Raw genomic sequence first — 25520 nt, 5'->3', positions numbered from 1 at the left:
ATATGTCCAGCTTGTGAACGCTCATTAAGTATAAGCGGTTACACAATTCCCAGACCGCTGACACTATGGCGATTTTTTGCCAATCCGGTGATATCTCTGCGTGTTAATTAAGTAGTTGATTCGTTAAATTCCACACAATGATTTCGTACATATAATAGGAAAACACTTAGTTTCTTTGCAAGTTAGTTAAATGATTTTGAATTTTTTTCATATTTTTTAATCTTTTTTAAATCTAATTCCAATCCGGGCGCGTATGCTGTTCAGAACGATGCAGACAACAACTACCAAATATACAAAAACAACACCCAAATTTGAGAGGATGAGACAAGATGAAAAACACAAAAAAATTCGCAGCAACAGCAATGGCAGCAGCACTCGTATTACCCGGAACGGCAGCATTCGCTTCCGGTGGCGGAGACGACATGAAACATGAGGAGAGCGCGAAGAACGTCACGGTCAAAACAAAAGCCGCTGACCTCCGTGCAACACTCGATCAGTTACTCTCTGAGCACTTCGTGCTTGCCGTCATGGACATGAAAAAACAATATGACGGATCAAAAGATGCGAAGTATTATGAAGCAGCACTGAAACAGAACGCACTCGACATGACACCGGCGATCGCTTCTGTCTACGGCGACGAAGGCGCAAAACAATTCGAAAAAATCTTCGTTGACCACAACAAATATACAACTGATCTCGTCAAAGCCGTGAAAGCGGACGACCAGGACGGCATCAACGCGTCAAAAGCGGAAACAGAAGAGTTCGTCCAGGACCTCTCGAGCTTCCTTGATACAGCAACAGAAGGTAAACTGCCGAAGGCAGCAGCGGAAGAAGTCCTCCGTGCCCATGAAGCAGACGTCTATAAAACATTCCAACAATATGCAGCCGGTGACTACGAAGGATCTTACAACACGTTCCGTGAAGGCTACAGCCGCATGTATGATATCTCAAAAGCACTCTCAGTCGCGATCACAACACAAATGCCTGAGAAGTTCGACAACACGAAAGCCGACACAAAAGCAGCTGACCTCCGGTCAACACTCAATAGCCTTGCAGCTGAGCACGTCGCCCTTGCGAACATCAGCATGACGGCTGGCGTCGATCAAGCGAAAGACTACGATGCAGCGAACTGGGCAGAAGACATGCACACAGCTGACTTCAAAGCGGCAATGAAATCCGTCTATGGTCAAGCGGGTGCGGATCAGTTCGAGCAAGTCTGGACGAAAAACCACATCGAAGCGCAAGCGAACCTTGTCACAGCAGCAATCAACGACGACAAGAAAATGATGGGTGACGCACAAGACATGCTCAAAATGTTCTCAAATGACTTCGGTGCATTCCTTGGCGCAGCAACGGAAGAAAACCTTCCGACAAAAGCAGCACAGGAAGCAATCTCTGGTCATGAGACATACGTCCAAGATACGTTCATGCAGTATGTCGAAGGCGACTACAAAGGATCAGTTGATACGTTCCGTGAGTCGTATGCTTACATGTACGGTGTCGGTGAAAACCTCGGTGGCGCAATCGTCAAACAATCACCAGAGAAATTCATGGATGGTACACCAGGTTCAATGCCGAACACAGGTAACGGCGGCATGAGCGACAACAATACAGCAGGTACAACTGGTGCGATCGCTCTCTTCGGTCTTGCACTCGGTGCAGCCGGAATCGTCCTCGCACGCAAACGTCAAAACGCATAAGAGTTTACACCTAAACCAAAAACATCCCCTTTAGGAATCATTTCTGAAGGGGATGTTTTTATTCCGTGACGAATTCTTCTTCTTTTTTTAGACGATTTCGCCGTTTTGCGTGCACGACACCTGAAATAATAATTGTCAATAACGCTGCCATAATTACAAGTACCATACCTGGATGTTCACTTAACCATATTCCGAGTTCCGACCATGTGACAGCTTCACCGATTCGGACAATCAAGAACGTCCATAATCCGGTGTACAGCCCTGCCGCAAAGAATGTCATTGCTAAATACCGTGGTAACGGATAACCAAGTAACCCGGCTACGTAATGAATCGGGTGCCGGACACCCGGTAAAAAGAACGACAACCCGATTGCCCATAGTCCACGGCGTTCTAAAATCGATTCAGCCTGCTCCAGGAATTTTGATTTCATCAACCGTTTGACGAGTGGAATTTCACGGAAAAAGCGTGCCAACAGATAGAACCAGGCAAAGGCAATAAAAAAGACAGGCCATGCGGCTAACCAAATCAAAACCGGATGAATTCCTTCCCGGACTCGTAACGCAGCATATCCCATCATCAGGACGTCATCTGACAGCGGCGTAAACATAATCCCGCCGGCTAATCGGAACAATGCCATAACATCTACCATTCTCTCACGTCCTTTTTTTCTCTCTATAAGTAAAGTATGCCCGAATTTTCTTGAGTTGAGCCCTCTTCTTTTCTTTCTTTTTTCTTTTTCTGCTTCTTGCTACAAAAATATTCTTTTACATGCGCAAAGATTCCTACGCCTGCAAAGTCGCTTTTTTCACATCGAATCCGACAGAAAAGCAGGGATATTCCCCCTGATGCGAGAAGGTAGTCAAGGAACCTAACTGCTTAAAAGATAGAGGAGGAATTTCCATGTTACATCGCCGGAAGACCTATACGATCCGCCCGGAACGACTGCAGGAATTTACCGAGTTCTTTCACACGTATCTCTACCCTTTACAAATCAGCCACGGCGCCCGTCTTGTTGGTCGCTGGGTGAATGAAGCAGAAGATGAAGTCATTGCGATTTGGGAATACCGTGATCGCGAACATTACGAACAAGTCGACCGGGACGTCCGTGGCAGTACGTTACGCCGCGAAGCGATGAAAAAACGCGCCCGTCTCGGAAAAAACCTTTATATTAAATCAACGGAAGACTTTTTGACGGCAACCGGCGTCTATGCTCCGCCACGCGCCATCGTCAGTGTCACCGCTTATATTACAAATGAAGACGGCGAAGTCCTGCTCGTCCGAAATCTCCATCGTGGTGACACGTATGAAATGCCGGGTGGACAAGTCGAGAACCACGAATCGATTCTCGATGCTGTTAAACGGGAAGTCAAAGAAGAAACCGGAGCGGACGTCACGATTGAAGGCATTACCGGTATCTATCAAAATATCTCAAGTCACGTCCTTTGTGTCGCTTTCCGTGGTACCTATACCGGCGGCGAGCTCCGTCCGCAAGAAGGCGAGACGGCGGAAGTCGGCTTCTTCGACTTGAACCGGGAGAACATCGACACCTATATCAAACGGGAACACTTCCAGTTGCGGACGCTCGATGCGATGGATCCACATTACTTCCCGCATGCCTTATATAAAGTCCGGCCCTATGAACTGATCAGCCGTTATGACGGCAATGCCCCGTCGGCTTTATCCGGTCAAAATTAAGAAACGTCAAAAAAGCGATTTCGATGACGAAATCGCTTTTTTCTATGGATTCATCAGGCTTGAGCCATTAATCGGGCAGTGATTCCGGCATCATCTGTCACGTAAATCGCGTCTGCTTGTCGCTTCACTTCATACGGTGATTGATTAAGTGCTGCGACTGCCGTTTCTCGCGAAGCCGCGTCCGGATAAATCAGTGTCCAGTAAGTCAGTCCAACGGCATCCTCCGGTGTTTTCGGCGCATCAACGCCTGACCAGACGTTTGTTCCGATATGGTGATGATAGCCGCCGGCAGCCAGGAACAACGCCCGCATCCGGGACGCGTCCGCTGCGACATCAAACCCAAGTGTCTCGACATAAAACTTCCGGGCCGCTTCAAGTGACTTCACATGGAAATGGACATGTCCCATGACGGTATCTTCAGGCATGCCGTACCAGTCTTCCTCTCCCGCCTCGACGAGCATACTTTGCCAGTCGACCGGATCTGTCGTCATTTTGACGTCTCCATTTGCTTCATACGTCCAGGTATCACGCGGACGGTCGGCATAAATCTCAATGCCGTTTCCGTCCGGATCCGATAAATAAAAAGCTTCGCTGACGAGATGATCCCCTTGCCCGAGTTCAATTCCTTGGGCAATCAGATTCCGGATGACAAATCCTAGTTCTTTCCGATTCGGTAATAAAATCGCGAAATGATACAACCCCGCCACCGAATTTTTCGGAAGTTGTTTTGCCGTACTGTGTTGCTCCAAAATGACGAGTGGTGTTGTCTTTGCACCGAGTGTTGCCGTTTTCTCGTCTTGTGTTAAAACGGTTAGCCCCAGTGCATCCCGGTAAAACGCAATCGATTGTTCCAGATTGGTAATCCGTAAGCTGACCGGTCCCAGTGTAATATTTGGATTGATGTTCATCTTGTTTCCTCCTCATAAGTTCGCTTCGTATCTTCATTATCAGTCAGAAGTGAAGAGAACGGAAGTAGGCACAAAGAAGTGGTATAGTATCCTAAACGATACCATGAAGGAGGAACAGCCATGGAAGAGACACCAAGCTGCCGCGTCGAGACGGCACTCGAAATCCTGACCGGGAAATGGAAGCCGTCGATTTTGCTCGAACTGATCACCCACGACACGCTCCGGTTCAGTGAATTGAAACGAAATCTCACGAATATCACGCAAAAAATGTTAACCGCTCAGCTCCGGGAACTGGAGCTGAACGATATCGTCCACCGGGAAATCTATCAGGTCGTCCCGCCCCGCGTCGAATATTCACTGACGGATTACGGAAAAACACTGATTCCTGTTTTAAATGCCATCAATGCCTGGGGCGAAAAACATGTCGAGCATTTGGCTCAGAAAGACATGCTTCAAGATGTCACTATTTCTAGTACCAGCGATTCATTTTAAATGAATCGCTCTTTTTTATGGAATAATCTCCCTTATTTCACGTATACTGACTGAATAGACTACGTAAGGGAGCGAAACCCATGCATCAACTTCATGCGATTGAACAGCTAGTAACACGTTTTAAACAAGATCCTGCTGTCGAAGCCATTTTTTTGAAAGGTTCATTTGGACGTGGTGAAGAAGATGTCTATTCGGATATCGACCTCTATTGTCTTGTGTCCGAAGAACGGATGGCGAAATTTTTAACCCGTCGACTGACCCACCTGTCCGTCTATCGCCCAATCATCTGGAAAGACGACCTCTTTATTGTCGCCCCGCAACTGATTGTCGTATATGACGATCTTTTGCATGTCGATCTGTTTACGGTGACCCGCGAATCGTTAAACCATTCCGATACGATTCGTGTCTTGTATGATCCGAAAAGACAACTCGATGCGTACGTCGAGACCTCCTCTTTGGCACTCGGGACACAGGAAGCTGCGGATGAAGCGATTGATGCCGTCTGGTTCCTGTTCCAGTATCAAAAAGCAGCCGGACGCGGGAATGCCTTATGGGCAGTCGAGATGTTGCGGAGCGCACTGATCAAATTTGCCAAAGTCCTATTACATCGGTATGTTCCCGACCGGGCACAACTCGGTTTAAAAACGGTTGCTGATTATTTACCGGACGCTCCACGCCTGCGCCTTGAAGCGATTTATGATGTCCTCGTTCCGGCCACCCATCACGAAGCCGCTCGTCTTTACCGGGAATTATTACAGGCTGAATTGCCACACTTGCAACAGATGCTGATCGATCAACCGGACACATTACAGTTGCTCGACCGGTTGCTCGAATCAAAACAAGTTTGTTAGACGCCATAGAAAAAGCCGGTTCCTTGAGCAAGGAAACCGGCTTTTCATGTGCTTACTTCACTTTAATGACAATTTTCCCTTTCGCATGACCTTCTTCTCCATAATCATGCGCTTCTTTGATTTGATCCAAATCGAAAATCCGATCGACGACCGGTTTTAATTCTCCCCGTTCTACGGCTTGCGCGATATGTTGAAGCCGCTCGCCTGTCGGTTGCATGAAGACGTAAGCAACACGGGCATCCGCCTGTTTTGCCTGTTCTTCATCCGGTGGTGTCGAAATGGAAACGAGCATTCCGTTCGGTTTGAGCACCTGGTACAGCTTCGCCTGGTCGTCGCCGCCCATTGTATCAAACACAAAGTCCAGATCGCGGACAGTTTCTGCCGGATCCTGCTGTTTGTAATCGATGACTTCGTCTGCTCCAAGCGCTTTGACCCAGTCGACGTTTTTCGTGCTCGTCGATGTGATGACGTGAAGACCATGTGCTTTCGCAAGCTGGATCGCAACCGTTCCGACACCGCCTGAACCGGCACCGATAAAGATTTTATTTCCCGCTTTCGCATCCATCACTTCAAACATGACCTGCCACGCCGTGTGGGCGACGAGCGGCAATGATGCTGCCTCTTCGAACGTCAGGGCCTTCGGTTTCTTGACGACAAGATGGGCATCCACCGCGACATACTCCGCATACGTCCCTTGACGGGCAATATCCGGACGACTGAACACTTCATCGCCGACTTTTAAATCCGTCACGTTCGCCCCCACTTCTTCGATCACACCGGAGACATCCCAACCGATAATCAGCGGCATATCATAGCTGAGCATTTCCTTTAAGTATCCTTCACGCAGTTTCCAATCAACGGGATTAACACTCGCCGCATGAACCGCAATCAAGACATCGTCTGCTCTGACGATCGGACGTTCGAGTTCCCCTACTTTAAATTGTTCCGATCCACCATACTGTTCAATGTAAGCTGCTTTCATGTCATTTCCTCCTCTGATTGTTTTACCTTTTAGTTGTTCCCCTTCAAGACTTGCGACAAACGAAAAAAGTGTACCGGCTCTTTCGAATCGGTACACGCCTGTCAGGTATGCGCTGTCTGTTGCAGTGTTAATGCCGTGGTATTTAACGTATGGATTGCCTGCTGTAAATCAACGATTTGTTCGACTTGTGACCGTGTCAGACCGGACAATTGATCACTGCTCGTCAGCAACAGATCCATGAAAGCATCCAGTTGTTCCGTTGCCTGCGCAATGTTCGTCAGACTGTTCGTGATCGTCACGAATTGTTGCTGCGCTCCACTGATTGCCTGAACGGAATCATTGGAATCCGTCGCAATCGTCTGCAAGGCGTCTTGACTTCTTTGCATCCGGGCCTCCTGCTGCCGCAGCAAGCTGGTACTGGCATCAATCGAATTACCGGTCTGCATGACATCACGATCGACCCGTTCGATGATTTGATTGATTTCGGTCGAGGCGGCCGCCGTCTGTGCCGACAAATTACGGATTTCCTGGGCGACGACGGTAAATCCTTTTCCGAACTCTCCGGCGCGTGCCGCCTCAATCGATGCGTTTAAGCTCAATAAGTTCGTTTGCGTCGCGATCGCATTGATGCTGGAAGTAATCGTAACAATTTCTTTAAAACGTCCAGCAAGCTGTCCAAACGCCGTAACCGATTCGTCCATGCTCGCGGTCAGTTCTTGTAATGATTCACCGGCTTCGCTGATGGTCTCGCGGCTTTGTTCAGCCGTCACCTTCGACGAAGAACTGAGGGCAAGTGCCCGGTCGACGGCTGTCGCGACATCCGTCATCAACGCAACGTTATCCGTGTTCATCCGTTTAATCTGCCGGACGGATTGGGCATTTTTCGACGAGTTATCGGCTAACATCTGCATTGCCTGATCAATTTTTTCAAATGACACTTTCGCCGTATCGACGGTTTCACTCATTCCTGCCGTGAACGTCGTGACATCGGTTGCTGTAGCGGCTGATTGCTCAAGCGTCAGCTGTGAGCTTGCTGCGTAATGCTCCGCCTTCTCTTGTTGCCTTTTGACTTCCCGCATGACATTTCGTCCGAAGACAGCAACAAACGTGGCTGCTGAAAAAACCATCAGATAGATGACGAATGCGACAATCATATCAAACAGATTTGAAAACTGAATCGTTCCAAAAACCGTAAAGAGTACCAATTCCAGTAATCCGAGCAAACCTGCCACTACGACTAAATGGGGAATGAGGTAGATGACTGAAATCGTTAAATACAGATAAGCAATCGTCCAGATACTTTGAGTTGGCAAGGTCACAAGGACAAGTGCCAGTACCAGATAGGTCAATATGATTTGAATATATTTTCCGCTGAGCTGATCGCCAAAAAAACGATTTCCCCCCAGCAAGGCGACCGTCAGTAACAGACCTCCGACCAAAAATTGATAAAATACACTCATGGGCACATAGTCCAGTTGAACAAAAATGAAAATCAAAGGATGCGCGATTGTAATTAATGAGGCAATGAGACGAGAGAGAATTTTCGTACTCAGTCTTTCAAGGGGTGAGACCATCTGCAAAACTCCTTCTGTTAGATTCGTACCCTTTCTTATCGTCCAGTTTGAAGAAGACGTGAAGTATTCCCGCTCATTTTCACAACTTGACGCTTGATTTCAGAAAAGCGTATGGTAAATACAAAATGGACAGAAAGGCGGCTTCAGATGTTATATGTATTAGTCGGACTGGCTGGTATCCTCGGTGCTTCCGCCCGTTATGGTCTCAGCCTTTTTATCACTCATTTTGCCGTCGGAACGTTTCCGTGGGCGACATTAAGCATTAATCTGATCGGCTGTTTCGTCTTGGGGTACGCGACGCACTTTCTATTTAAGACGACGTTGCTTCATCAATACGCGATGACGGCGCTCGGAACCGGTTTTGTCGGTTCCTTTACGACATTTTCAACGTTCAGTGTCGAATCCGTTGAACTGTTACGGAGCGGTTTTTACGGTTACGCCCTTCTCTATATCAGCATCAGTTTGTTCGGCGGATTATTAATGTCTTATCTCGGCTACACACTCGGGACAAGACGGTTACGTCTGTTTCAGAAGGAGGACGCTTCATGAATCTTGTTGCTCTTGCGACCGGTGCTTTTTTTGGTGCCATCAGCCGGTTTGCCGTCAGCCAGTGGATGAAAACATTTTGGAAAAAGGATTTTCCACTCGCGACATTCGTCATCAACATCCTCGGTTCTTTTTTACTCGGTCTCGTCATCGGTTCGCATTTGGATTCGACATGGACGTTATTGCTCGGCACGGGTTTTCTCGGTTCCTTTACGACGTTTTCGACGTTTAAGCTCGAGACACTGCAACTCGTTCAGAATCAAAACAGAAAAACGCTGACCCTTTACCTCGGACTCAGTTATCTCCTTGGCATCAGTGCCGCATTTTTAGGAATCATTGTTTCATTAAATATCTAAAAAGAACCAGGACTTGCCCCGGCACACGGGAACAATTCCTGGTTCTTGTTCGTTTTTATTTTTTAGTCATTCAGCCAGAACAAGCCAACGGTTTCTGCACCGGCGTGTGTTCCGATGGCCGGACCAAACGTGCCGTCGAGCACCGTTAGTTCCGGGAATTTTGTTGCGACCTGTGTCCGTAAATCGGCTGCCATCTCAGGTGCCATCGTCGTCGCGACATAAATCCGGTTTTTATAAAACGTATGCTGACGCATCGCTTCTTCGACCTGTTTGATGATTTCGATGTAGGCTTTTTTCAGGGAACGGGCTTTTTTAAACGGAACGATTTTTCCCGATTCATCCGTCGTGATGATCGGTTTAATGCTGAGCAGGTTTGCGAGGAACAAATCACCGGACGAGACACGTCCGCCCCGGCGCATCGTCTCCATGTTCCCGACAATCATATAAAAGTGCGTTTTTTTCGCTAACGCTTGTAAAGCCGCCGTAATCTCTTCGACCGACTTACCTTCCGCTTCCAGTGCCATCCCGTAACGGATGAACTCCTGCTGATTTTCAAACGCCGTATGCGAATCGATGATGTGGACCGGGAAGCTTGCTGCTTCCGCTGCTGAAGCGGAACTTTGGACCGTACTCGACAGACCGTTCGTACAGTGGACCGCAATCGCACAGTCGTATCCTTCTTCTTTTAAGCGTTCATACGTCCCGACGAATTCCCCGAAAATCGGTTGTGACGTTTTGGCGACCAGCTTTTTATCTGCTTCCAGTGCCCGAAACAACCGTTCGACCGTAATCGTATCTTCATTGTAGGCTGTGTCACCAAGCAAGATTTGAATTGGTACGACATTCACACCGATTGCTTCCGCCTCTTCTTTTTTGAAATAGGCCATACTATCGGTCACCCATGCTATTTTAGTCATTTTCCTATGCCTCCGTTAGATTCTTCTCGCTTTATCCTACCACATTCGCTTCGGATGTCAGCAAAAAAACGTTACTGCACTCGACTAAATTGGAACGTCGTCCGTTTTTCATAGACCTCGCCGGCACGTAAAACAACAGACGGAAAATCGGGCTGATTGATGGCGTCCGGCAATCCTTGTGTTTCGAGACAAATTCCGAGATACGGTGTCGCCCGTCGCCCGGCAATCGTAAACTCACCGGCCAAATGGTTTCCGGTATAGACGACGACACCCGGCTGATCGGTTTTCACCTGTAACATCCGACCACTGACCGGTTCCTCCAAGACGATTTCACCGCCTTCTTTTAATAAAAACGGGTGGTCGACACCACTGCCTGCCTGGCGCAACGCTTCGTCACTCGCATGTGTCACTTCATACAACGAGCGGGCTGTCCGGAAATCAAAGACCGTCTCGTTGACGGATAAAATCTCGCCTGTCGGAACGGACTCTGCATTTAACGGGACGTAAAACGGGGCATCCATCCGGAGACGGTGCTGCTCAATCGTCGTTTTCGCATTTCCCGTCAAATTAAAATACGTGTGGTTCGTCGGACTGAACGGTGTCGAGGCCGTCGTCGTCGCGTGGTACGTCAGAATCAAAGCGTCGTCGTCCGTCCAGTCAATCGTCAACCGGACATCGAGTTGACCCGGATAACCGTTTTCTCCGTCCGGGCTCGTCAGGAGCAGATGTAACTGTTCACCGTCGATTTCATAATCAAAAAAACGGTTCGACCAGTTGACGCTTCCTCCGTGAAGGTGATGTTCTCCTTCATTTTGTTCCAGGATGTAGTTCATCCCTTCTAATGCAAACGCACCGTTGGCAATCCGGCCGCCGACCCGGCCGATTGTTGCCCCCAAGTGGTGGGGATCCTCTAAATATTCTTCCATATCATCAAAGGCCAGGACGACGTTCTCGATGGTCCCGTGTTGATCCGGAACACGGATTGCCGTGATTTTCCCGCCCAAATTGAGTAATTCCACACTGTGTCCGTTACGATTCATCAATGTAAAAGCGATGATCGGCTGCTCGCCGGAAAACCCGACTTCTTTTGTTGTAATCATGCGCTTATCCTCCTGTATCGATCTACTCTTGCTTTCATTTTTACCCAGGATTGGCTAAAAAAAAACAATCGTCCGATTCCGGCAATCAGAATCGAACGATCATTACACTTGGTCGGTCGTAAGAGGCAACATCAGTTTCAGGTGTGTTCCACCGGGGCGTGAATGAATCGTACAACTCGCCTGTTCCCCGTATCTCCGGTGAAGAGCACGTCGTAATAAAAATAAATTACTCGTTTCCGTTTTTTTATCCTGCTCCCAGCGTTTCAGGAATTCAGCCGGTACACCGACCCCATTGTCCGATACTTCAAGCATCCAGTGTGTTTCTTCCTGAAATGCCCGAACATCAATCCGGTGATACGGACCGCTTTCGGGAAACGCATGCCGTAACGCATTATCGACAAGCTGTGTCACGAGCAACGGAAAAACAAAATGCTCTTCAACGGCCGTTTCGATATCCAAATCAATCGTGACCGCAGCCGGTGTCAATGGATGGTGTCGGCGGATTCCTTCCAGCGACAGATACGATTTTAAGGTCAGTAATTCTTCACGCAAAGGATACAGATCAAGTCGTCGTGCGGTCGTAAGAAGCTGTCGCAACGCTTCGAGTTGGTGTTTGACCGGGGTATCCGGATCAGCTGTCTGATGGATTTCATCGACGATGCCGAGGAGATAGTTCGGACTCAGAATCGGTTTGATGCTGGTGTTTGGAAATTGATTCAGTTGCTCTTCTTGGTGAACGACGAGTTCGCGTGCCAGGAGATCCACCAACTGTTCCATCGTCCGCTCCATCGTATCATCGAACAGATGAGCCGGAAACCAACAGACGATGCCCGCTTTCTTGCCCTCGATGAGTAGTGGATGAAACGAGACGATTTGACGCGTCAACTCATCTTCCGACCGGTAAACGACAGCTGTCTCCACCCAGTCCAAAATCGTCTGATGCTGGAATAAATCGGCTGTATCTTGTCCCGTCCGGACATCGGCTAAAATCCCATCCGGTCCAAGTAAAACGACCCGGTTGATTTTCGTTTCTTCCAGGATGGTCGATCCGATTTGCCGGGCGACATCAACCGTCATGCCATTTTTACGTAGCGGACGAATCGCATCCAGTAAACGATAGGAACGTGCGGATTCGCGAACGAACAATTCGTTCTCGAGCCTTAATTGCGTCCGTAAGATGGCGATGAAGACACTGATTCCGACTGCATTCGTAAATAACATCGGGAAGACAGCTTGACGTGTCAACTCCAACACACGCGCCTGGTCCGGTGCCAAAATCAATGCGACTCCAATATCGAGGATGACGGCACTTAAGACGATGCCGATCGGTTGGAGCAGGGAATAGCCGTCTTTCCTGCTCCACTGGCGGCTGTACATCCCACTCAACAATCCGGTTCCGACCGCAATGATCCAGGCTGATTCCGCACCGGATGCACCAAGATAATAGCGGTGAAATCCGACCAGCAAACCGGTCACACCACCGACGAGCGGTCCCCCCAGCAGACCGCTGGTGACGATGATCGTCAATCGGGTGTCGACAATCCATTGCTCCGGTGAAACGGCTAACCCGAGTAACGGATCAATCGTCTTATCAGCCGAAAGACCAATTCCGGCATAGTTCATCAAAATACCCGATACGACAAACACACTCAGTAAAATAAAACGATGACTGCGGCGCGACGACGTTTGAAACAAATGGCGTGATATGCGCCATTGTGACAATAAAAAAGCCAATAAGGCTAACATGCCTAAGCGGCTGAGTAAAAACGGGATTTGCTCGAGCACTGGACGTCTCCCTTCTCAGAAAAAATAATCTTTCCTCTCCTTACTCTTTCCCGCTCCCGCCCCCGTTTCCCTACCAACGTGTTCATTCTTTGCACATTCGTTTTAAACTTCATTTTCCGACTGACGTCTTACCGAAAAAAAAAGCGTCTTTCGTACGAGACGAAAGACACTTCGGATTATTCTGCTCGTTCGAGCGGGTGTAACCACAATTTGATCTGGTTGATTTGATAGTTCTCCATCTCCATCACTTCGACTGAGAAGGATTCCGTATCAATGTGTTCTCCCGGTTGCAGATCGATGTTGTGCATCTGAATCCAACCACCGATCGTATCGACGTCTTCATCGTTCGTAAACGTCAAACCGAATCGGTCTTCGAGATCTTCAAGCAACACGGTACCGGCAACGAGGTATTCATTGTTCGGCAACTCCTGGATTTCTTCGACTTCATCCGTATCAAACTCGTCGCGAATTTCACCGACGATTTCTTCGAGTAAGTCTTCCATCGCGACGATTCCGGCCGTTCCGCCGTATTCGTCGACGACCAATACGATATGCGAGCGTGTTTTCTTCATCTTCCGCAACGTGTCCTGCAGCGACGTGACTTCCGAGACGACCGGTAAATCCTTCACGTAATGTGTAACCGGATGATTGTTTCCGTTGGCGAAGTCCGTCAACATCTCCTTGACGTTGACATAACCAAGAATCCGGTCTTTATCATTTTCTTCCGTCACCGGATAACGGGTAAATGGATTATCCATGAAGATTTCCATCAGCTCGTCTTTTGACAACCGTTCTGAGATCGTCGCCATTCGCATCCGCGGCACCATCAAATCTTTGACGACATGCTCGTCAAACGCAAACACGTTCTGCATCAGTGCGAGTTCCGTCTGATTGATTTCTCCGCTTTGAAAACTTTGTGCCATGATGATTTTCAATTCATCTTCTGAGTGGGCTTGTTCATGACCAGCCGGTTTGACACCGAATAATCCAAGGAAAAAGCGGGCCGAACCATTGAGTAACCAAATGAACGGATACATGATTTTCCCGAAAATGTACAGTGGACGGGCAAACAACAACGTCATCTTTTCCGCGTATTGAATCGCAAGTGTCTTCGGTGCCAGTTCTCCGATGACGACGTGTAGGAACGTCACGGAAACAAAGGCAATCCCGAACGACAATAAGGTCGAGACCGCAGCCGAGACACCGAATTCATCAAACACCGGGTGCAGGATTTTTTCGACGGTCGGTTCACCGAGTGCCCCAAGACCAAGTGCTGTCACCGTGATTCCCAGCTGACAAGCAGACAAGTAATAATCGAGGTCTCCGGCAATCTTTTTCGCCAGGATGGCACTTTTGTTTCCTTCCTGAATCATTTGATCCAGACGGGACATCCGTACCTTAACGACCGCAAACTCTGATCCGACGAAAAAAGCGGTCAACACGATCAATAACACCACTAAAAATAAATTGATAAATAATATAGTATCCAAAATCCCCTAAACAGGGGTCACCTCCATTTTATTGTTACAGCTGCGCAATCAGGGAAGCAATCAACGTCAGACGTTGAGACAGTTCGAGACGAATCTCCTGTTTCTCATAGTCGGTCGATTGCAATAAACGCTGTTCGAGCCCGTTGACGCTTTCTTGAAGCTGCTGTACTTCCTGATAAATGGCATCACCCGTTTTGACTTCACGCTCGGTGAAGAAAGCAAGAATCTCTTGCAGGGACAGCCGTTGTGTCTTTAAATACTCAATCTTTTGAATATGCTGGACGACATCTTCCGTATACAAACGATAACCAGCCGGTGTCCGCTCTGTTGTTAATAAACCGAGCGATGTATAGTAGTCGATGGTCCGTTTTGATAAGCCGGTGGCCTCCGCGACCTGACCGATTTTAAGCAACGCCTTCCCAAAGATCCTCACCTCCCTCTCATTAAATAATGCTTTTATCATACCACGGTTAAACCGTACACAACAACGTTATGCTTATTAGGCGCCTTTAAAAAACGCCTCCTCTTTCTCAGAGGAGACGTTCCGTTTGCTCAAGCTATTTTTTGAACTTAGTTTGTTACCGCTTCCTTCATCGGTGTTCCGACGATTGACCGTTCGAGCAGTTCGACGACATCATACGTCGCAACCTGCTCGTCGACTTCTTTCGCCTTCGTTCCGTCGCTGAGCATCGTCAGGCAGTACGGACAAGCAGATCCGATGACGGACGGTTGGACCGTCAACAACTGTTCCGTCCGGGCGACGTTCACCCGGGCGCCGACTTTTTCTTCCTGCCACATCATACCGCCGCCGGCTCCGCAACACATACCTTTTTCGCGGTTGCGTTCCGTTTCGACCAGTGTGATGCCCGGAATTTTCTCCAGGATGTAGCGTGGTGCGTCATAAATATCATTGTAACGACCGAGGTAACACGAATCATGATAGACGACCCGTTCACTGACCTCATGGGTTGGTGTAATCCTTTTGTCGTCAATCAACCGCGCGAGCAGCTCGGTATGGTGATAGACTTCAACATCCGGGCTGAGACCAAAGTCAGGATACTCGTTTTTGAATGTATTGTACGCATGCGGATCAATCGTGACGATTTTTTTGACGTCATATTTCTCAAACGATTTGATGTTTGCTTCCGCCAGTTCCTGGAACAGAACTTCGTTTCCGATCCGGCGTGGTGTATCGCCTGAGTTTTTCTCATCGTTTCCGAGAATCGCAAACGAGATGTCCGCTTCATTCAGGATCCGTGCAAACGCCATCGCGATTTTCTGACTGCGGCTGTCGTACGAGCCCATCGCGCCGACCCAGAAGAGGTATTCGAACGTTTCGCCGGCTTTTTTCTTTTCTTTTGCTGTCGGCACGACCAGCTCTTCGCGCGTCTTGCGCCAGTTTTCGCGTTCCTTCCGGTTCATGCCCCATGGATTCCCCTGGCGTTCGATATTCGCCATCGTCCGTTGCATCTCAGGATCCATTTTCCCTTCCATCATCACGAGGTGACGACGGAGATCGATGATTTTATCGACGTGTTCGTTCATGACCGGACATTGATCTTCACAGTTCCGGCATGTCGTACACGCCCAAATTTCTTCTTCCGTGATAACGTTGCCGATTAAAGAATCCGGGACGACATCCATCTGTCCGGCTGCGGCAAGTGACGCAATTTGATTGCCTTGTGATCCTTCAAAGGCGAAAGCCGGTGCCCACGGTGACTTTTGCGTGATCGCTGCCGTTTTCATGTTGAGGTGATCACGAAGTTTAACGATCAGGTCCATCGGTGACAGCATTTTTCCTGTTCCGCTGGCCGGGCACATATTCGTACAGCGGCCGCATTCGACACAGGCATATAAATCGACGAGTTGTTTTTGATTAAAATCTTCGATCCGGTTAACCCCGAAACTGAACTCCGCCTCGTCATCTTCTGCTTCTTCCATGACTGACAGATCGATGGGCGTGATCCGTCCGACTTTTGATGTCCGGCCAAGCCAGACATTGGCTGTTCCGGCAATCAGGTGGGCGTGTTTGCCTTGTGGGATATAGACCATGAAGCTGAGTAAGAACAGCAAGTGCGCCCACCAGAAGAAGACAAACAATCCAAAGGCGACTTGTTGCGGCACCCAGCTGAATAGGAAGGCAATCGCCGACGCGACCGGTTCACCGAACGTGGAATGATTTTCATAGACTAAGAAAAATCCGTTTCCGAACAGAACAGCGACCATCAGACCGCCGATGAAAATCAAGGCAAGACCGGCCATGAAGTTCCGTTTCAGACGGACCAATTTTTCAACATAGCGGCGGTAGAATCCCCAAACGACCGCCACCAGAATGACGAGCATAACGATTTCCTGGAAAAATGTAAAAATCGGATACAGTGGACCGAGCGGGATGTGCGGGAAGCGTTGTCCGACTGCGAGCCCCTTCCAGATGAAATCAATCGCTCCAAATTGAACGAGTAAAAATCCGTAAAACATCATGACATGAATCGTCCCGCTTTTCTTGTCCTTCAGCAGTTTCTTTTGCCCAAAGACATTGACGAGAACAGCGTTCAGACGTTCTTTGTTCGTCAGCGTCCATTCCGCTTTTTTCCCCCGGCGAATCGCCTCGTACCGACTCTTGACGAGCGTCACGAATAAATAGCCCGCGTACCCTGCGACAAGCAGGAAGGCGATCCAGTTAATCAGTAAAAATGTCCCCATAAAACAAGCCCCTTTCCCCCTAAAGCCATTATTTGATATGAGTATAGCATATAATGAATGACTATTCATTCATTATTTTACTGTTTTTTCTTCTATCTTAATCATTGACTATACCTTACAAAAAAACCGTTTAAATTGAAAAATAAGTAGGTTAAAATTAAAAAGTTCTAATATATGTATATTTTGTAGGAGGTAATTGGCTTTGAACGGAATTTTACAACATTCAAGCGGCTTAATTAAAGAAGTAAAAGCAGGATTCTCATGGACAACATTCTTTTTTGGATTCTTTCCAGCATTTTTCCGAGGCGATATTAAATGGGGATTGATTCAATTGATTGTCGGTATCGTCACTACACTTTTGACTGCCGGTTTCGGGGGATGGATTGTCAATATCGTCTTTTCTTTCTTATACAATAAAATTTACATCAATGATTTAATCGAAAAAGGCTATCGTCCGATTGACCATTCATTCCAACAAGCATTAAAACAACGTGGAATTCATGCAAAGTTGTTATCTGAAACTCCGACTTCACAATCAGCAGTGTAATACTCTTTCCTGTAACTATCTCTAAAAAATAAGGATGACGGATGCGTCACTCTTCATATTCAAAGAGGACACCGGATTTCAATTCCGGTGTCCTCTTTGAATTATCGAGAATTTATTCGCTTCCCAAGACTCCTCCAGAAAGAAAACTATAGGCTTCAATCCGCCTCCAGTATCAACACGATTTTCCCGAGTTTGCCTGTCTCTTTAAAATACGACTGGGCTGCCGCCGCTTTCTCAAGCGGAAACGTCCGATCAATGACCGGTTCGAGTTTACCGTCAGCAATCGCTTCAAGCATCCGTCCGAACTCGTCACGCGTTCCAAGCACTGAGCCGTAAAATGTTAAGTGCTTCAGGTACAGCATCCGAAAATCGAGGTTCGTCTGTTGTCCGCCGGCAGAACCGGAAATACAGAATTTACCACCATTTTTTATAACAGTCATAACCGTTTTGAATAACGCATCCCCGACGACATCGAGTACGGCGTCAACTGGTCCGCTGTTAACAGCTAGGATGTCTTCTGTCAATTGATCGGAACGGTAAGACACGACGTATTTCGCCCCAAGACGCTTCAATTCCTGTTCGATCTTCATGTCGCCGACGACGGCAATCACAGTTGCTCCAAACACCCGCGAGGCGATTTGAACGTTCAACGAGCCGACACCGCCGCTCGCTCCGGTTACGAGGACGGTTTGTCCCGGCTGTAACTGGAGTTGTTCGTTCATATGCCATGCCGTCAAGCCACTGACGGAAAAAACAGCACTTTTGACGTAATCGTCAAGCGGCATGTCGTAACAGAGCGTTGCCGGCCAGACGACATACTCGGCGTATCCCCCGTCATATTCCGATCCGATGAACGCCATATCTTCACTGATATGTTCCGTTCCATCGGCGCCACTTGAAGTAAACGGAAACAGGACGACATCTTGACCAACCCGGGAGGGATCAACACCGCTCCCGACTTCAATGATCCGCCCGCTGATATCGGAACCAGGGACACGGGGAAACTGAACGCCCTCCGGTTTCCAACCCGATTTGTCATCCGTTCCGTAGGCGCCTTCTCGCATCCAAATTTCTGTGTTGTTGATGCCGCATGCTTTCACTTCGACCAGGACTTCCCCAGCGCGCGGTGTCGGGACTGGACGTTCGATGACTTCGAGTTGCTCGACACCGCCGTATCCGTTGACTTGGACAACTTTCATATGTTTTCCTCCATCTCTAAAACAATTTCTCTTTATCCCTTGTCCGCTTTTTAAAAGCTTTAGACTTTATTCTGTGAAATTACCAGACCATATTTTCGTACAGATAATAAGATTTGGATGTCTCATTCAAATAATCCTGCAACGGTTCAAGCACATCACGATTCAGGAGATAGTCCCCAAGCTGTTCGATCGGCACCCACTGACAGGCAACGACTTCTCGGTCAGGATCGTTCAGTGACAGCTCTCCTTTCACCGAACATTCAAAATACGTGACAAGACTATGGGCGTCAAACTGTTCGATGAAGTTTTCTGTGACGTAAGCCAGTTCGAACGTTTCGACGGACAGCCCGGCCTCTTCTTTCATCTCCCGTTGCAATGCTTCTTTTAAAGTTTCACCGTCTTCAATCACACCGCCCGGCAGACTCCAAACCGCTTCCGCTCCATCCGCCTGATTTTTGACCAACAGCAACTGCTGCTCCTGCCTGACAATCGCAGCGACAATCCGGTATAACGTTCTCATGCTGATTCCCCCTGTGTCATGAACATAAAAAAAAGCAGCCCGTTCAAATATCCTTTGAATGGAACTGCTTTGGCACGTACTTATTCTAATCCAAGCGATTGCGGTAATTTAACGGCACGTGCATACGCCGTTTTGTAATCTTTTTTCGCGACAGCCTGTTCGACTTCGCGGAGGGCCGGATGGTTTTCTTCTGAAAACGCCCCTAAAATCGTCAGGTACCGTTCGTAGACCGAATCATCTTCCTTGCGTGCATGAAGCAACGCCGTGTAGAGCATGACCGTATCTTCTCCGTACAAGACCGGTAAATCTTCGTTGATCAATAATAACGAATCAATCGCATCGGAATCGACCTTCGAATTGTATTCCGTCATGACCTGTTCTGCGAGCGCCTCGAGCTGATCGCGCCACTCGTTGTACTTCGGTTCGTCATTCTCTAACCACTCGAACCAATCTTCTTCGAGCATCTGTTCCATCTCTTTTACTGTTTGTTCAAATGCCATGTGTTTCACTCCGTTCCCAAGTTAATTCAATCGTATACAGGCCGACCGGCTGATGGTTCATCATCAGCTCGTACTGGAATTGCATCCGTTGTTCTGTCATTTCGATGGTAGCTGTTTCCGTCTCCATCACCATTTGGCCAAACTGGCTCTCATAACCACTTTTTGTCTTCTGACCTAAAATGAAGACATGATGCATCGAGACCGGACCTTTCCGGTTCAAGGCGACCTGATCGTGCGACCACTTGATGGTCGTATCGATCGGTTGTTCATCTTCTTGCATGAACTTCAGAGCAAACCCGTCTTTTGTTTCAAACAAGGTTCCCTCTGCTTCTAGTTCAACGGACTCCCGCACCGCGTCATCCTGAATCGATGTCACTTGGCGCAGGCGGACCGGGTAACGTACTGGTTTCACTTCTATCACCTCATCGTCTAGCGTACACGATTTTCTTCTGTCCTGCATCTTCTTGATTTCTTTTTTCACGACAGCAAAGGCTGGATTTGGCATCTGCCAAATCCAGCCTTGTTTTAACGTACGCGGTACAGGCGTGCTTCGAAAGGTTGAAGCGTGAGTTCGGTTCCTTCATGATACGTTGTCTCATAGTTCGCAAGCATGATGTTATCCGAATGGAGGATGATGTCGGTGTCGACTTCCGCCACTTCGTCTTTCAGGTTCGTCACAATCAGGAACTGTTCGTTTCCGAGCGTCCGCGTGTAACCATAGACTTTTGTATCTTCCGGAAGAATGAGATCGTATTCTCCGTAAATCAACGTCTCTTCCATCTTCCGGATTTGAATCATCCGTTTATAGAAGTTCAGGATCGAATCCTCATCGGCTTGCTGCGCCGCCACGTTGATGTCGGCAAAGTTCGGATTGACACCGAACCATGGGGATTGTTCCGAGAAACCGCCGTTTTGTTCATTTGTCCACTGCATTGGTGTCCGGGAGTTATCACGCGACGAGTTCCAGATGACTTCCATGATCTCTTCGTGTGTTTTCCCTGATGCCAGTTGCATGTTGTACATGTTTTTCGTCGCGACATCATCGTAGTCGGAGATATCCGGGAACTGGACGTTCGTCATCCCGATTTCTTGTCCTTGATAGATGAACGGTGTTCCTTGCATGAAGAAATACATCATCGCAAGTGACTTCGCGCTTTGTTTCCAGTATTGTCCTTCATCACCCCAAAGGGAGACGGAGCGGACCTTATCGTGGTTTTCAAGATACAGTGCATTCCAGCCTGTTTCTTCAAGTCCTTTTTGCCATTTCGTCAAAACTTGTTTCAGTTTAACAACGTCGACGCCTTTTTCGGCATCTGCCCGCCACAGGTCCATGTGTTCAAACTGGAAGACCATGTTCATCTTGCCGTTTTCTTCTCCGACCCAAAGATCTGCTTCTTCCGGCGTTACACCGTTTGCTTCACCGACTGTCATGATGTCGTATTTTGAGAACGTCTCGTTTTTCAATTCTTCGAGATATTCGTGAATCCCTTCGACATTCATGTGCATCTCAAACGATGGCACGTGCGGCATGCCGAGTGGATTCGGAAGATCTGCGTATGACTGATCTTTATTAATATGGCTGATGGCATCAATCCGGAAACCATCGACCCCTTTGTCGAGCCACCAGTTGATCATCGTGTAGACCGCTTGGCGCATGTCTTTATTCCGCCAGTTCAAGTCAGGTTGACGACGTGAGAAGACGTGCAGGAAATACTGCTCGGTCTTTTCATCGTATTCCCAAGCGGAACCGCCGAAGATACTTTCCCAGTTATTCGGTTCACCGCCGTTGACGGCATCCTTCCAGATGTACCAGTCGCGTTTGTCATTATCTTTTGACGAACGGGATTCGAGGAACCACGGGTGTTCATCCGACGTGTGGTTGACGACTAAATCGAGTAATACTTTAATGTCACGTTTATGTGCTTCTTCCATTAATAAATCAAAATCGGCCATCGTTCCGAATTCGTCCATGATGTCTTCATAATCACTGATGTCATATCCGTTGTCATCATTCGGTGATTTGAACATGGGGCAAATCCATAGTACATCGACTCCGAGATCTTTCAGATAATCCAATTTTGCGATGATACCCGGGATATCGCCGATTCCATCATTGTTTGCATCATAAAAGCTGCGTGGATAGATTTGGTAAGCAACGGCTTCTTTCCACCAAGCTCGTGTAAGTGTTTTTTGTGCCGTTTCAGGGCGCGGTATCATTTGTGTCATTATGGATAAATCCTCTCGTATTTCAGTCTTTGTTGTCCGTTTTTTTATACTAATTCTTGATATTTTATAGTAATCATCGGTTCATTCTAATTAAGCGCAACCGATTGCGCAAATACCCTATATTTATCTTATCAAACCCAGTTGGAATGTCAATGATTCGGGACATTCTCCATCACTTCACACATGTATGAAATTTGATTCTTTACGAATTGTTATTGAAAAAATACATTACATTTACTGAATTATCCTACACTGTTTATCGGTCAATTTCTAGCCATTTGCACAACCTTTTTCGGAAAAGTGAATCTTTTTTTCAATCTTCGGGTATATCTTTAACAATGCGAATAAAAAAGGGGGATTTTGTAAATGAAGGGGCAGTTTTTAATCAATGGGCAGTGGCTCGATCAGGGACGTGAACGGACGGATGTGAAAAATCCGGCGACAGGTGAAATCGTCGGCAGTGTGCCAAACGGAACGAAATCCGATGTTAATGAAGCGGTTGAAGCAGCTCACAAGGCTTTTCCGGAATGGTCGAAACGGACGGTTTATGAACGCGCGGCGCTTCTTGAAAAATTGTATGCGAAAATGCTTGAGAAAAAAGATGAATTGGCCCGCTTGATGACACTCGAGATGGGCAAACCGCTCGCGGAGTCGGAAGGTGAAGTCGAGTACGCGGCAAACTTCGTCAAGTGGTTTGCGGAAGAAGGAAAACGGGCTTATGGCCGGATCATCCCGTCGCATGATGCGACTAAACGTCTCCACGTCATCAAACAACCGGTCGGGGTCGTTGCTGCGATTACCCCATGGAACTTCCCGGCTGCCATGATTACCCGGAAATTGGCACCAGCGCTCGTCGCAGGCTGTACATTTGTCCTGAAACCACCAACGGCTACTCCATTGACTGCACTCCGGCTGCTTGAACTTTGTCAGGAAGTCGGCATTCCGGACGGCGTCGTCAATGCGGTGACCGGAAGCGGAAAAGACTTAGGCGAATCCCTCGCCACTCATCCACATGTTGCTAAGATCACGTTCACGGGGTCGACGGAAGTCGGTCGGACGTTGATGGCGCAAGGCGCAGAGACCATCAAAGCCATGTCACTCGAACTTGGCGGACACGCCCCGATTCTTGTCTTTGACGATTGCGACCTCGATCTTGCCGTCCGGGAAACGATCAAATCGAAATTCCGCAACGGCGGACAGACCTGTGTCTGCGGAAACCGTATCTACGTATCGGATTCAATCTATGATGCGTTCGTTGAAAAGCTCGGTCAGGAAACCGCTAAACTCAAAACCGGCAACGGACTGGAAGAAGAAACAAAGATCGGTCCGATGATCAATAAGGCCGGCTTCGATAAGGTCAAAAAACATGTTGATGATGCGACATCGGCGGGTGCCCGCGTTGTCACCGGCGGATCAGGACAAACGGATGACGAAAACGAAGTCTACTATTATGAGGCAACCGTTCTTGCGGATGTCACTCCGCAGATGCTGATCATGAATGAAGAAACCTTTGGTCCGGTCGCACCTGTCCAGCGCGTCAGTTCGGATGAAGAAGCTGTCCATTATGCCAACCAAACGCCGTTTGGTCTTGCCTCTTACGTCTTTACGAACAATTATGCCCGCGCTTTTAAAGCCATCGAGCATCTCGACTACGGCATCGTCGGATGGAATGACGGTGTGCCTTCAGCCGCTCAGGCCCCGTTCGGCGGTATGAAACAATCCGGTGTCGGTCGCGAAGGCGGATCGGAAGGTCTTGAAGCCTACCTTGAGACGAAGTATGTATCGATTGGCGGACTCGACCAATGAACGCGGCCGAACGATTTGTCCAGTGTCTGGAGGCCGAGGGAGTCACGCACATTTTCGGCGTTCCCGGTGAAGAGAACATCACCTTACTTGAAGCAATCAGCAAATCAGATATCACGTTCATCACGACACGTCATGAGACGAATGCCGCCTTCATGGCTTCGATGTTCGGCCGGTTGAGCGGGCGCCCCGGCGTTTGTCTGTCGACGCTTGGTCCCGGAGCGACCAACATGATGACGGGAATCGCAAGTGCGACGATGGATCACTCGCCGGTCGTCGCCATTACCGGACAAGGTGCGACGTGGCGCCAACATAAAGCGTCCCATCAAATGTTTGATTTAGTCGAGATGTATCGGCCGATCACGAAAGCAAGTACATCGATTGTGTCGGGAGACATCATTTCAGAAGTCGTTCGCCAAGCCTTCGCGAAGGCGGTTTCCGAAAAACCCGGTGCGACGCATCTCTCGTTCCCGGAAGATATCGCAAAAGCCGATGTTGATGCCAAGACACCGATTTTACGCGACAGTACTCCGACCTTCCTGCATCCGACATCGGTTACGGACAGTGATGTCCTGTTACAAATCGAACAAGCAGAACGGCCGGTCGTGATTGCCGGATTCGGTATCAACCGGAGTGGCGCTACGGATGCTTTTCATGCTTTCTTCGAGCGGTTAGGCGCCCCTGTCGTCGAGACGATGATGGGAAAAGGAACAATCTCGTCTTTTCATGAGCTCGCAGCCCATACGATCGGCTTACCGAATGCCGATTATAACCAACGGATTCTGGATCAAAGTGATTTGATTATCGCTGTCGGCTACGATATTACAGAGTTGCCGCCCTCGAAGTGGAATCCGAATCAGACGCCCGTTTTGCATATTGATACGAATCAGCATGAAATCGATCAGTTCTATCCTGTCGTCGCGAATTTAATTGGCTCGTTACCTGACATTCTGCATCTGCTTTCGGAAAGTATTCCGAACCGGTCCTGGACCGGATGGCAACAGGACCGCGACCGGTTGCGTCAGGAAATCCGGGCGACGTATTCCCTTGCCCTTCCGTTGCATCCCCAAAGCATCGTGCGTGAGCTCGAACAGGCAACCGGTGAGGACGGGATGATTTTTTCAGACGTCGGGGCCCACAAAGTATGGCTCGGACGGCATTTTCAGACGACACGCCCCAATCAATTGTTTATCTCGAACGGTTTTTCTTCGATGGGATACGGCTTGTCGAGTGCGATTGCCGCTAAACTGTTGCACCCGGATCAACGTGTCCTCTGCGCTTCAGGTGACGGTGCCTTCTTAATGAACGGTCAGGATCTCGAGACCGCAGTTCGGTTGAAATTGCCGATCGTCGTCATCATCTGGCGCGACGGCACATACGGACTGATTGAATGGAAACAACAGCAAGCGTACGGTCGTGCACCTTATATCGAATTCGACAATCCGGATCTCGTCAAACTGGCGGTCGCCTTTGGAGCACTTGGTCTGCGTGTCGGAGAACATGGCACCCTGTCCAGTTGTCTTGAACAAGCTTTTCTGAGTGACGGACCCGTTTTAATTGACTGTCCGGTCGATTACAGGGAAAATCTGAAGTTAAGTGACCGTTTACGGACTTATGGAGGCTGAT

Annotated in this window: 24 protein-coding genes; 9 read left to right on the top strand and 15 right to left on the bottom strand. The window is 48.4% G+C overall.

Annotated elements, in window-relative coordinates; translation table 11 throughout:
- Positions 1 to 329: 329 nt before the first annotated feature.
- The gene (locus tag AC3IRK_RS01635) at positions 330 to 1700 is read left to right on the top strand and encodes a copper amine oxidase (protein ID WP_131502384.1); all 1371 of its coding nucleotides are present in this window, start codon (positions 330 to 332) and stop codon (positions 1698 to 1700) included.
- Between the two features lie 58 nt (positions 1701 to 1758).
- On the opposite strand, the gene AC3IRK_RS01630 is transcribed toward AC3IRK_RS01635, so the two are convergent.
- On the bottom strand, positions 1759 to 2349 hold the full coding sequence (locus AC3IRK_RS01630) for a DedA family protein (RefSeq protein ID WP_131973382.1): 591 nt from the start codon (positions 2347 to 2349) through the stop codon (positions 1759 to 1761).
- Positions 2350 to 2600: 251 nt separating this feature from the next.
- Between AC3IRK_RS01630 and AC3IRK_RS01625 the strand changes: the two genes are divergently transcribed.
- A complete protein-coding gene (locus AC3IRK_RS01625) occupies positions 2601 to 3395 on the top strand; it encodes an NUDIX domain-containing protein (RefSeq protein WP_188005035.1) in 795 nt (264 codons plus the stop codon).
- A gap of 53 nt (positions 3396 to 3448) precedes the next feature.
- Here AC3IRK_RS01625 and AC3IRK_RS01620 read toward each other — a convergent pair whose 3' ends face one another.
- Entirely contained in the window at positions 3449 to 4303 is an 855-nt protein-coding gene (locus AC3IRK_RS01620) for a VOC family protein (RefSeq protein WP_131973384.1), read from the bottom strand.
- Between the two features lie 120 nt (positions 4304 to 4423).
- Here AC3IRK_RS01620 and AC3IRK_RS01615 point away from each other — a divergent pair, with 120 nt between their 5' ends.
- Positions 4424 to 4795 (top strand): winged helix-turn-helix transcriptional regulator, encoded by a 372-nt coding sequence (locus AC3IRK_RS01615; protein ID WP_188005033.1) that lies wholly within the window; start codon positions 4424 to 4426, stop codon positions 4793 to 4795.
- 80 nt (positions 4796 to 4875) lie between these two features.
- Complete coding sequence (locus tag AC3IRK_RS01610) at positions 4876 to 5646, top strand: nucleotidyltransferase domain-containing protein (RefSeq protein WP_131503297.1); 771 nt, start codon at positions 4876 to 4878, stop codon at positions 5644 to 5646.
- Between the two features lie 52 nt (positions 5647 to 5698).
- Here the strand turns inward: AC3IRK_RS01610 and AC3IRK_RS01605 are convergent, their stop codons facing one another.
- Both AC3IRK_RS01605 and AC3IRK_RS01600 read right to left on the bottom strand, forming a co-directional pair.
- Entirely contained in the window at positions 5699 to 6628 is a 930-nt protein-coding gene (locus AC3IRK_RS01605) for an NADP-dependent oxidoreductase (protein WP_489170296.1), read from the bottom strand.
- A 101-nt stretch (positions 6629 to 6729) separates the two neighbouring features.
- The gene (locus AC3IRK_RS01600; protein ID WP_489170295.1) at positions 6730 to 8088 is read right to left on the bottom strand and encodes a methyl-accepting chemotaxis protein; all 1359 of its coding nucleotides are present in this window, start codon (positions 8086 to 8088) and stop codon (positions 6730 to 6732) included.
- Between the two features lie 261 nt (positions 8089 to 8349).
- Between AC3IRK_RS01600 and crcB (AC3IRK_RS01595) the strand changes: the two genes are divergently transcribed.
- Together crcB (AC3IRK_RS01595) and crcB (AC3IRK_RS01590) are read left to right on the top strand one after the other, a co-directional pair.
- Positions 8350 to 8751, top strand: coding sequence for a fluoride efflux transporter CrcB (gene crcB, locus AC3IRK_RS01595; protein WP_131973387.1), 402 nt, complete (start codon positions 8350 to 8352; stop codon positions 8749 to 8751).
- The gene (gene crcB, locus AC3IRK_RS01590; RefSeq protein ID WP_131503293.1) at positions 8748 to 9104 is read left to right on the top strand and encodes a fluoride efflux transporter CrcB; all 357 of its coding nucleotides are present in this window, start codon (positions 8748 to 8750) and stop codon (positions 9102 to 9104) included. The genes crcB (AC3IRK_RS01595) and crcB (AC3IRK_RS01590) overlap by 4 nt, the downstream gene beginning before the upstream one ends.
- A 62-nt stretch (positions 9105 to 9166) precedes the next feature.
- Here the strand turns inward: crcB (AC3IRK_RS01590) and AC3IRK_RS01585 are convergent, their stop codons facing one another.
- The 6 genes from AC3IRK_RS01585 to AC3IRK_RS01560 all read right to left on the bottom strand — a co-directional run bounded on the left by AC3IRK_RS01585 (position 9167) and on the right by AC3IRK_RS01560 (position 17099).
- Positions 9167 to 10021: a DegV family protein gene (locus tag AC3IRK_RS01585; RefSeq protein WP_131503292.1), complete on the bottom strand. Its 855-nt coding sequence runs from the start codon at positions 10019 to 10021 to the stop codon at positions 9167 to 9169.
- Between the two features lie 71 nt (positions 10022 to 10092).
- The gene (locus AC3IRK_RS01580; RefSeq protein WP_131503291.1) at positions 10093 to 11121 is read right to left on the bottom strand and encodes an aldose epimerase family protein; all 1029 of its coding nucleotides are present in this window, start codon (positions 11119 to 11121) and stop codon (positions 10093 to 10095) included.
- A 102-nt stretch (positions 11122 to 11223) separates the two neighbouring features.
- Positions 11224 to 12906 (bottom strand): LytS/YhcK type 5TM receptor domain-containing protein, encoded by a 1683-nt coding sequence (locus AC3IRK_RS01575; RefSeq protein ID WP_489170294.1) that lies wholly within the window; start codon positions 12904 to 12906, stop codon positions 11224 to 11226.
- 176 nt (positions 12907 to 13082) lie between these two features.
- The gene (locus AC3IRK_RS01570; RefSeq protein WP_131503289.1) at positions 13083 to 14396 is read right to left on the bottom strand and encodes a hemolysin family protein; all 1314 of its coding nucleotides are present in this window, start codon (positions 14394 to 14396) and stop codon (positions 13083 to 13085) included.
- A 34-nt stretch (positions 14397 to 14430) separates the two neighbouring features.
- Positions 14431 to 14829: a MerR family transcriptional regulator gene (locus tag AC3IRK_RS01565; RefSeq protein ID WP_012369183.1), complete on the bottom strand. Its 399-nt coding sequence runs from the start codon at positions 14827 to 14829 to the stop codon at positions 14431 to 14433.
- 137 nt (positions 14830 to 14966) lie between these two features.
- Complete coding sequence (locus tag AC3IRK_RS01560; RefSeq protein WP_131973391.1) at positions 14967 to 17099, bottom strand: (Fe-S)-binding protein; 2133 nt, start codon at positions 17097 to 17099, stop codon at positions 14967 to 14969.
- Positions 17100 to 17301: 202 nt separating this feature from the next.
- On the opposite strand from AC3IRK_RS01560, the gene AC3IRK_RS01555 reads away from it, so the two are divergent.
- On the top strand, positions 17302 to 17646 hold the full coding sequence (locus AC3IRK_RS01555; RefSeq protein WP_012369181.1) for a hypothetical protein: 345 nt from the start codon (positions 17302 to 17304) through the stop codon (positions 17644 to 17646).
- 155 nt (positions 17647 to 17801) lie between these two features.
- Here the strand turns inward: AC3IRK_RS01555 and AC3IRK_RS01550 are convergent, their stop codons facing one another.
- The 5 genes from AC3IRK_RS01550 to AC3IRK_RS01530 all read right to left on the bottom strand — a co-directional run bounded on the left by AC3IRK_RS01550 (position 17802) and on the right by AC3IRK_RS01530 (position 22091).
- A complete protein-coding gene (locus AC3IRK_RS01550) occupies positions 17802 to 18845 on the bottom strand; it encodes a zinc-binding dehydrogenase (RefSeq protein WP_489170293.1) in 1044 nt (347 codons plus the stop codon).
- Between the two features lie 79 nt (positions 18846 to 18924).
- Positions 18925 to 19365, bottom strand: a complete 441-nt coding sequence (locus AC3IRK_RS01545) for an NUDIX domain-containing protein (RefSeq protein WP_489170292.1) — start codon at positions 19363 to 19365, stop codon at positions 18925 to 18927.
- An 80-nt stretch (positions 19366 to 19445) separates the two neighbouring features.
- On the bottom strand, positions 19446 to 19865 hold the full coding sequence (locus AC3IRK_RS01540; RefSeq protein ID WP_014969289.1) for a hypothetical protein: 420 nt from the start codon (positions 19863 to 19865) through the stop codon (positions 19446 to 19448).
- Positions 19855 to 20277, bottom strand: coding sequence for a YwiB family protein (locus tag AC3IRK_RS01535; protein WP_255508413.1), 423 nt, complete (start codon positions 20275 to 20277; stop codon positions 19855 to 19857). The genes AC3IRK_RS01540 and AC3IRK_RS01535 overlap by 11 nt, the downstream gene beginning before the upstream one ends.
- A gap of 113 nt (positions 20278 to 20390) precedes the next feature.
- The gene (locus AC3IRK_RS01530) at positions 20391 to 22091 is read right to left on the bottom strand and encodes a glycoside hydrolase family 13 protein (protein ID WP_012369176.1); all 1701 of its coding nucleotides are present in this window, start codon (positions 22089 to 22091) and stop codon (positions 20391 to 20393) included.
- A gap of 366 nt (positions 22092 to 22457) precedes the next feature.
- Between AC3IRK_RS01530 and AC3IRK_RS01525 the strand changes: the two genes are divergently transcribed.
- Both AC3IRK_RS01525 and AC3IRK_RS01520 read left to right on the top strand, forming a co-directional pair.
- Positions 22458 to 23897, top strand: a complete 1440-nt coding sequence (locus tag AC3IRK_RS01525) for an NAD-dependent succinate-semialdehyde dehydrogenase (RefSeq protein WP_131503283.1) — start codon at positions 22458 to 22460, stop codon at positions 23895 to 23897.
- Positions 23894 to 25519, top strand: a complete 1626-nt coding sequence (locus AC3IRK_RS01520; protein ID WP_131503282.1) for an acetolactate synthase large subunit — start codon at positions 23894 to 23896, stop codon at positions 25517 to 25519. The genes AC3IRK_RS01525 and AC3IRK_RS01520 overlap by 4 nt, the downstream gene beginning before the upstream one ends.
- Position 25520: the final 1 nt, after the last annotated feature.

The organism is Exiguobacterium sp. GL_137 (genome assembly GCF_057834585.1).
Note: the sequence above shows the minus strand (reverse complement) of the source record. Positions and strands in the feature narration are given on the sequence as shown.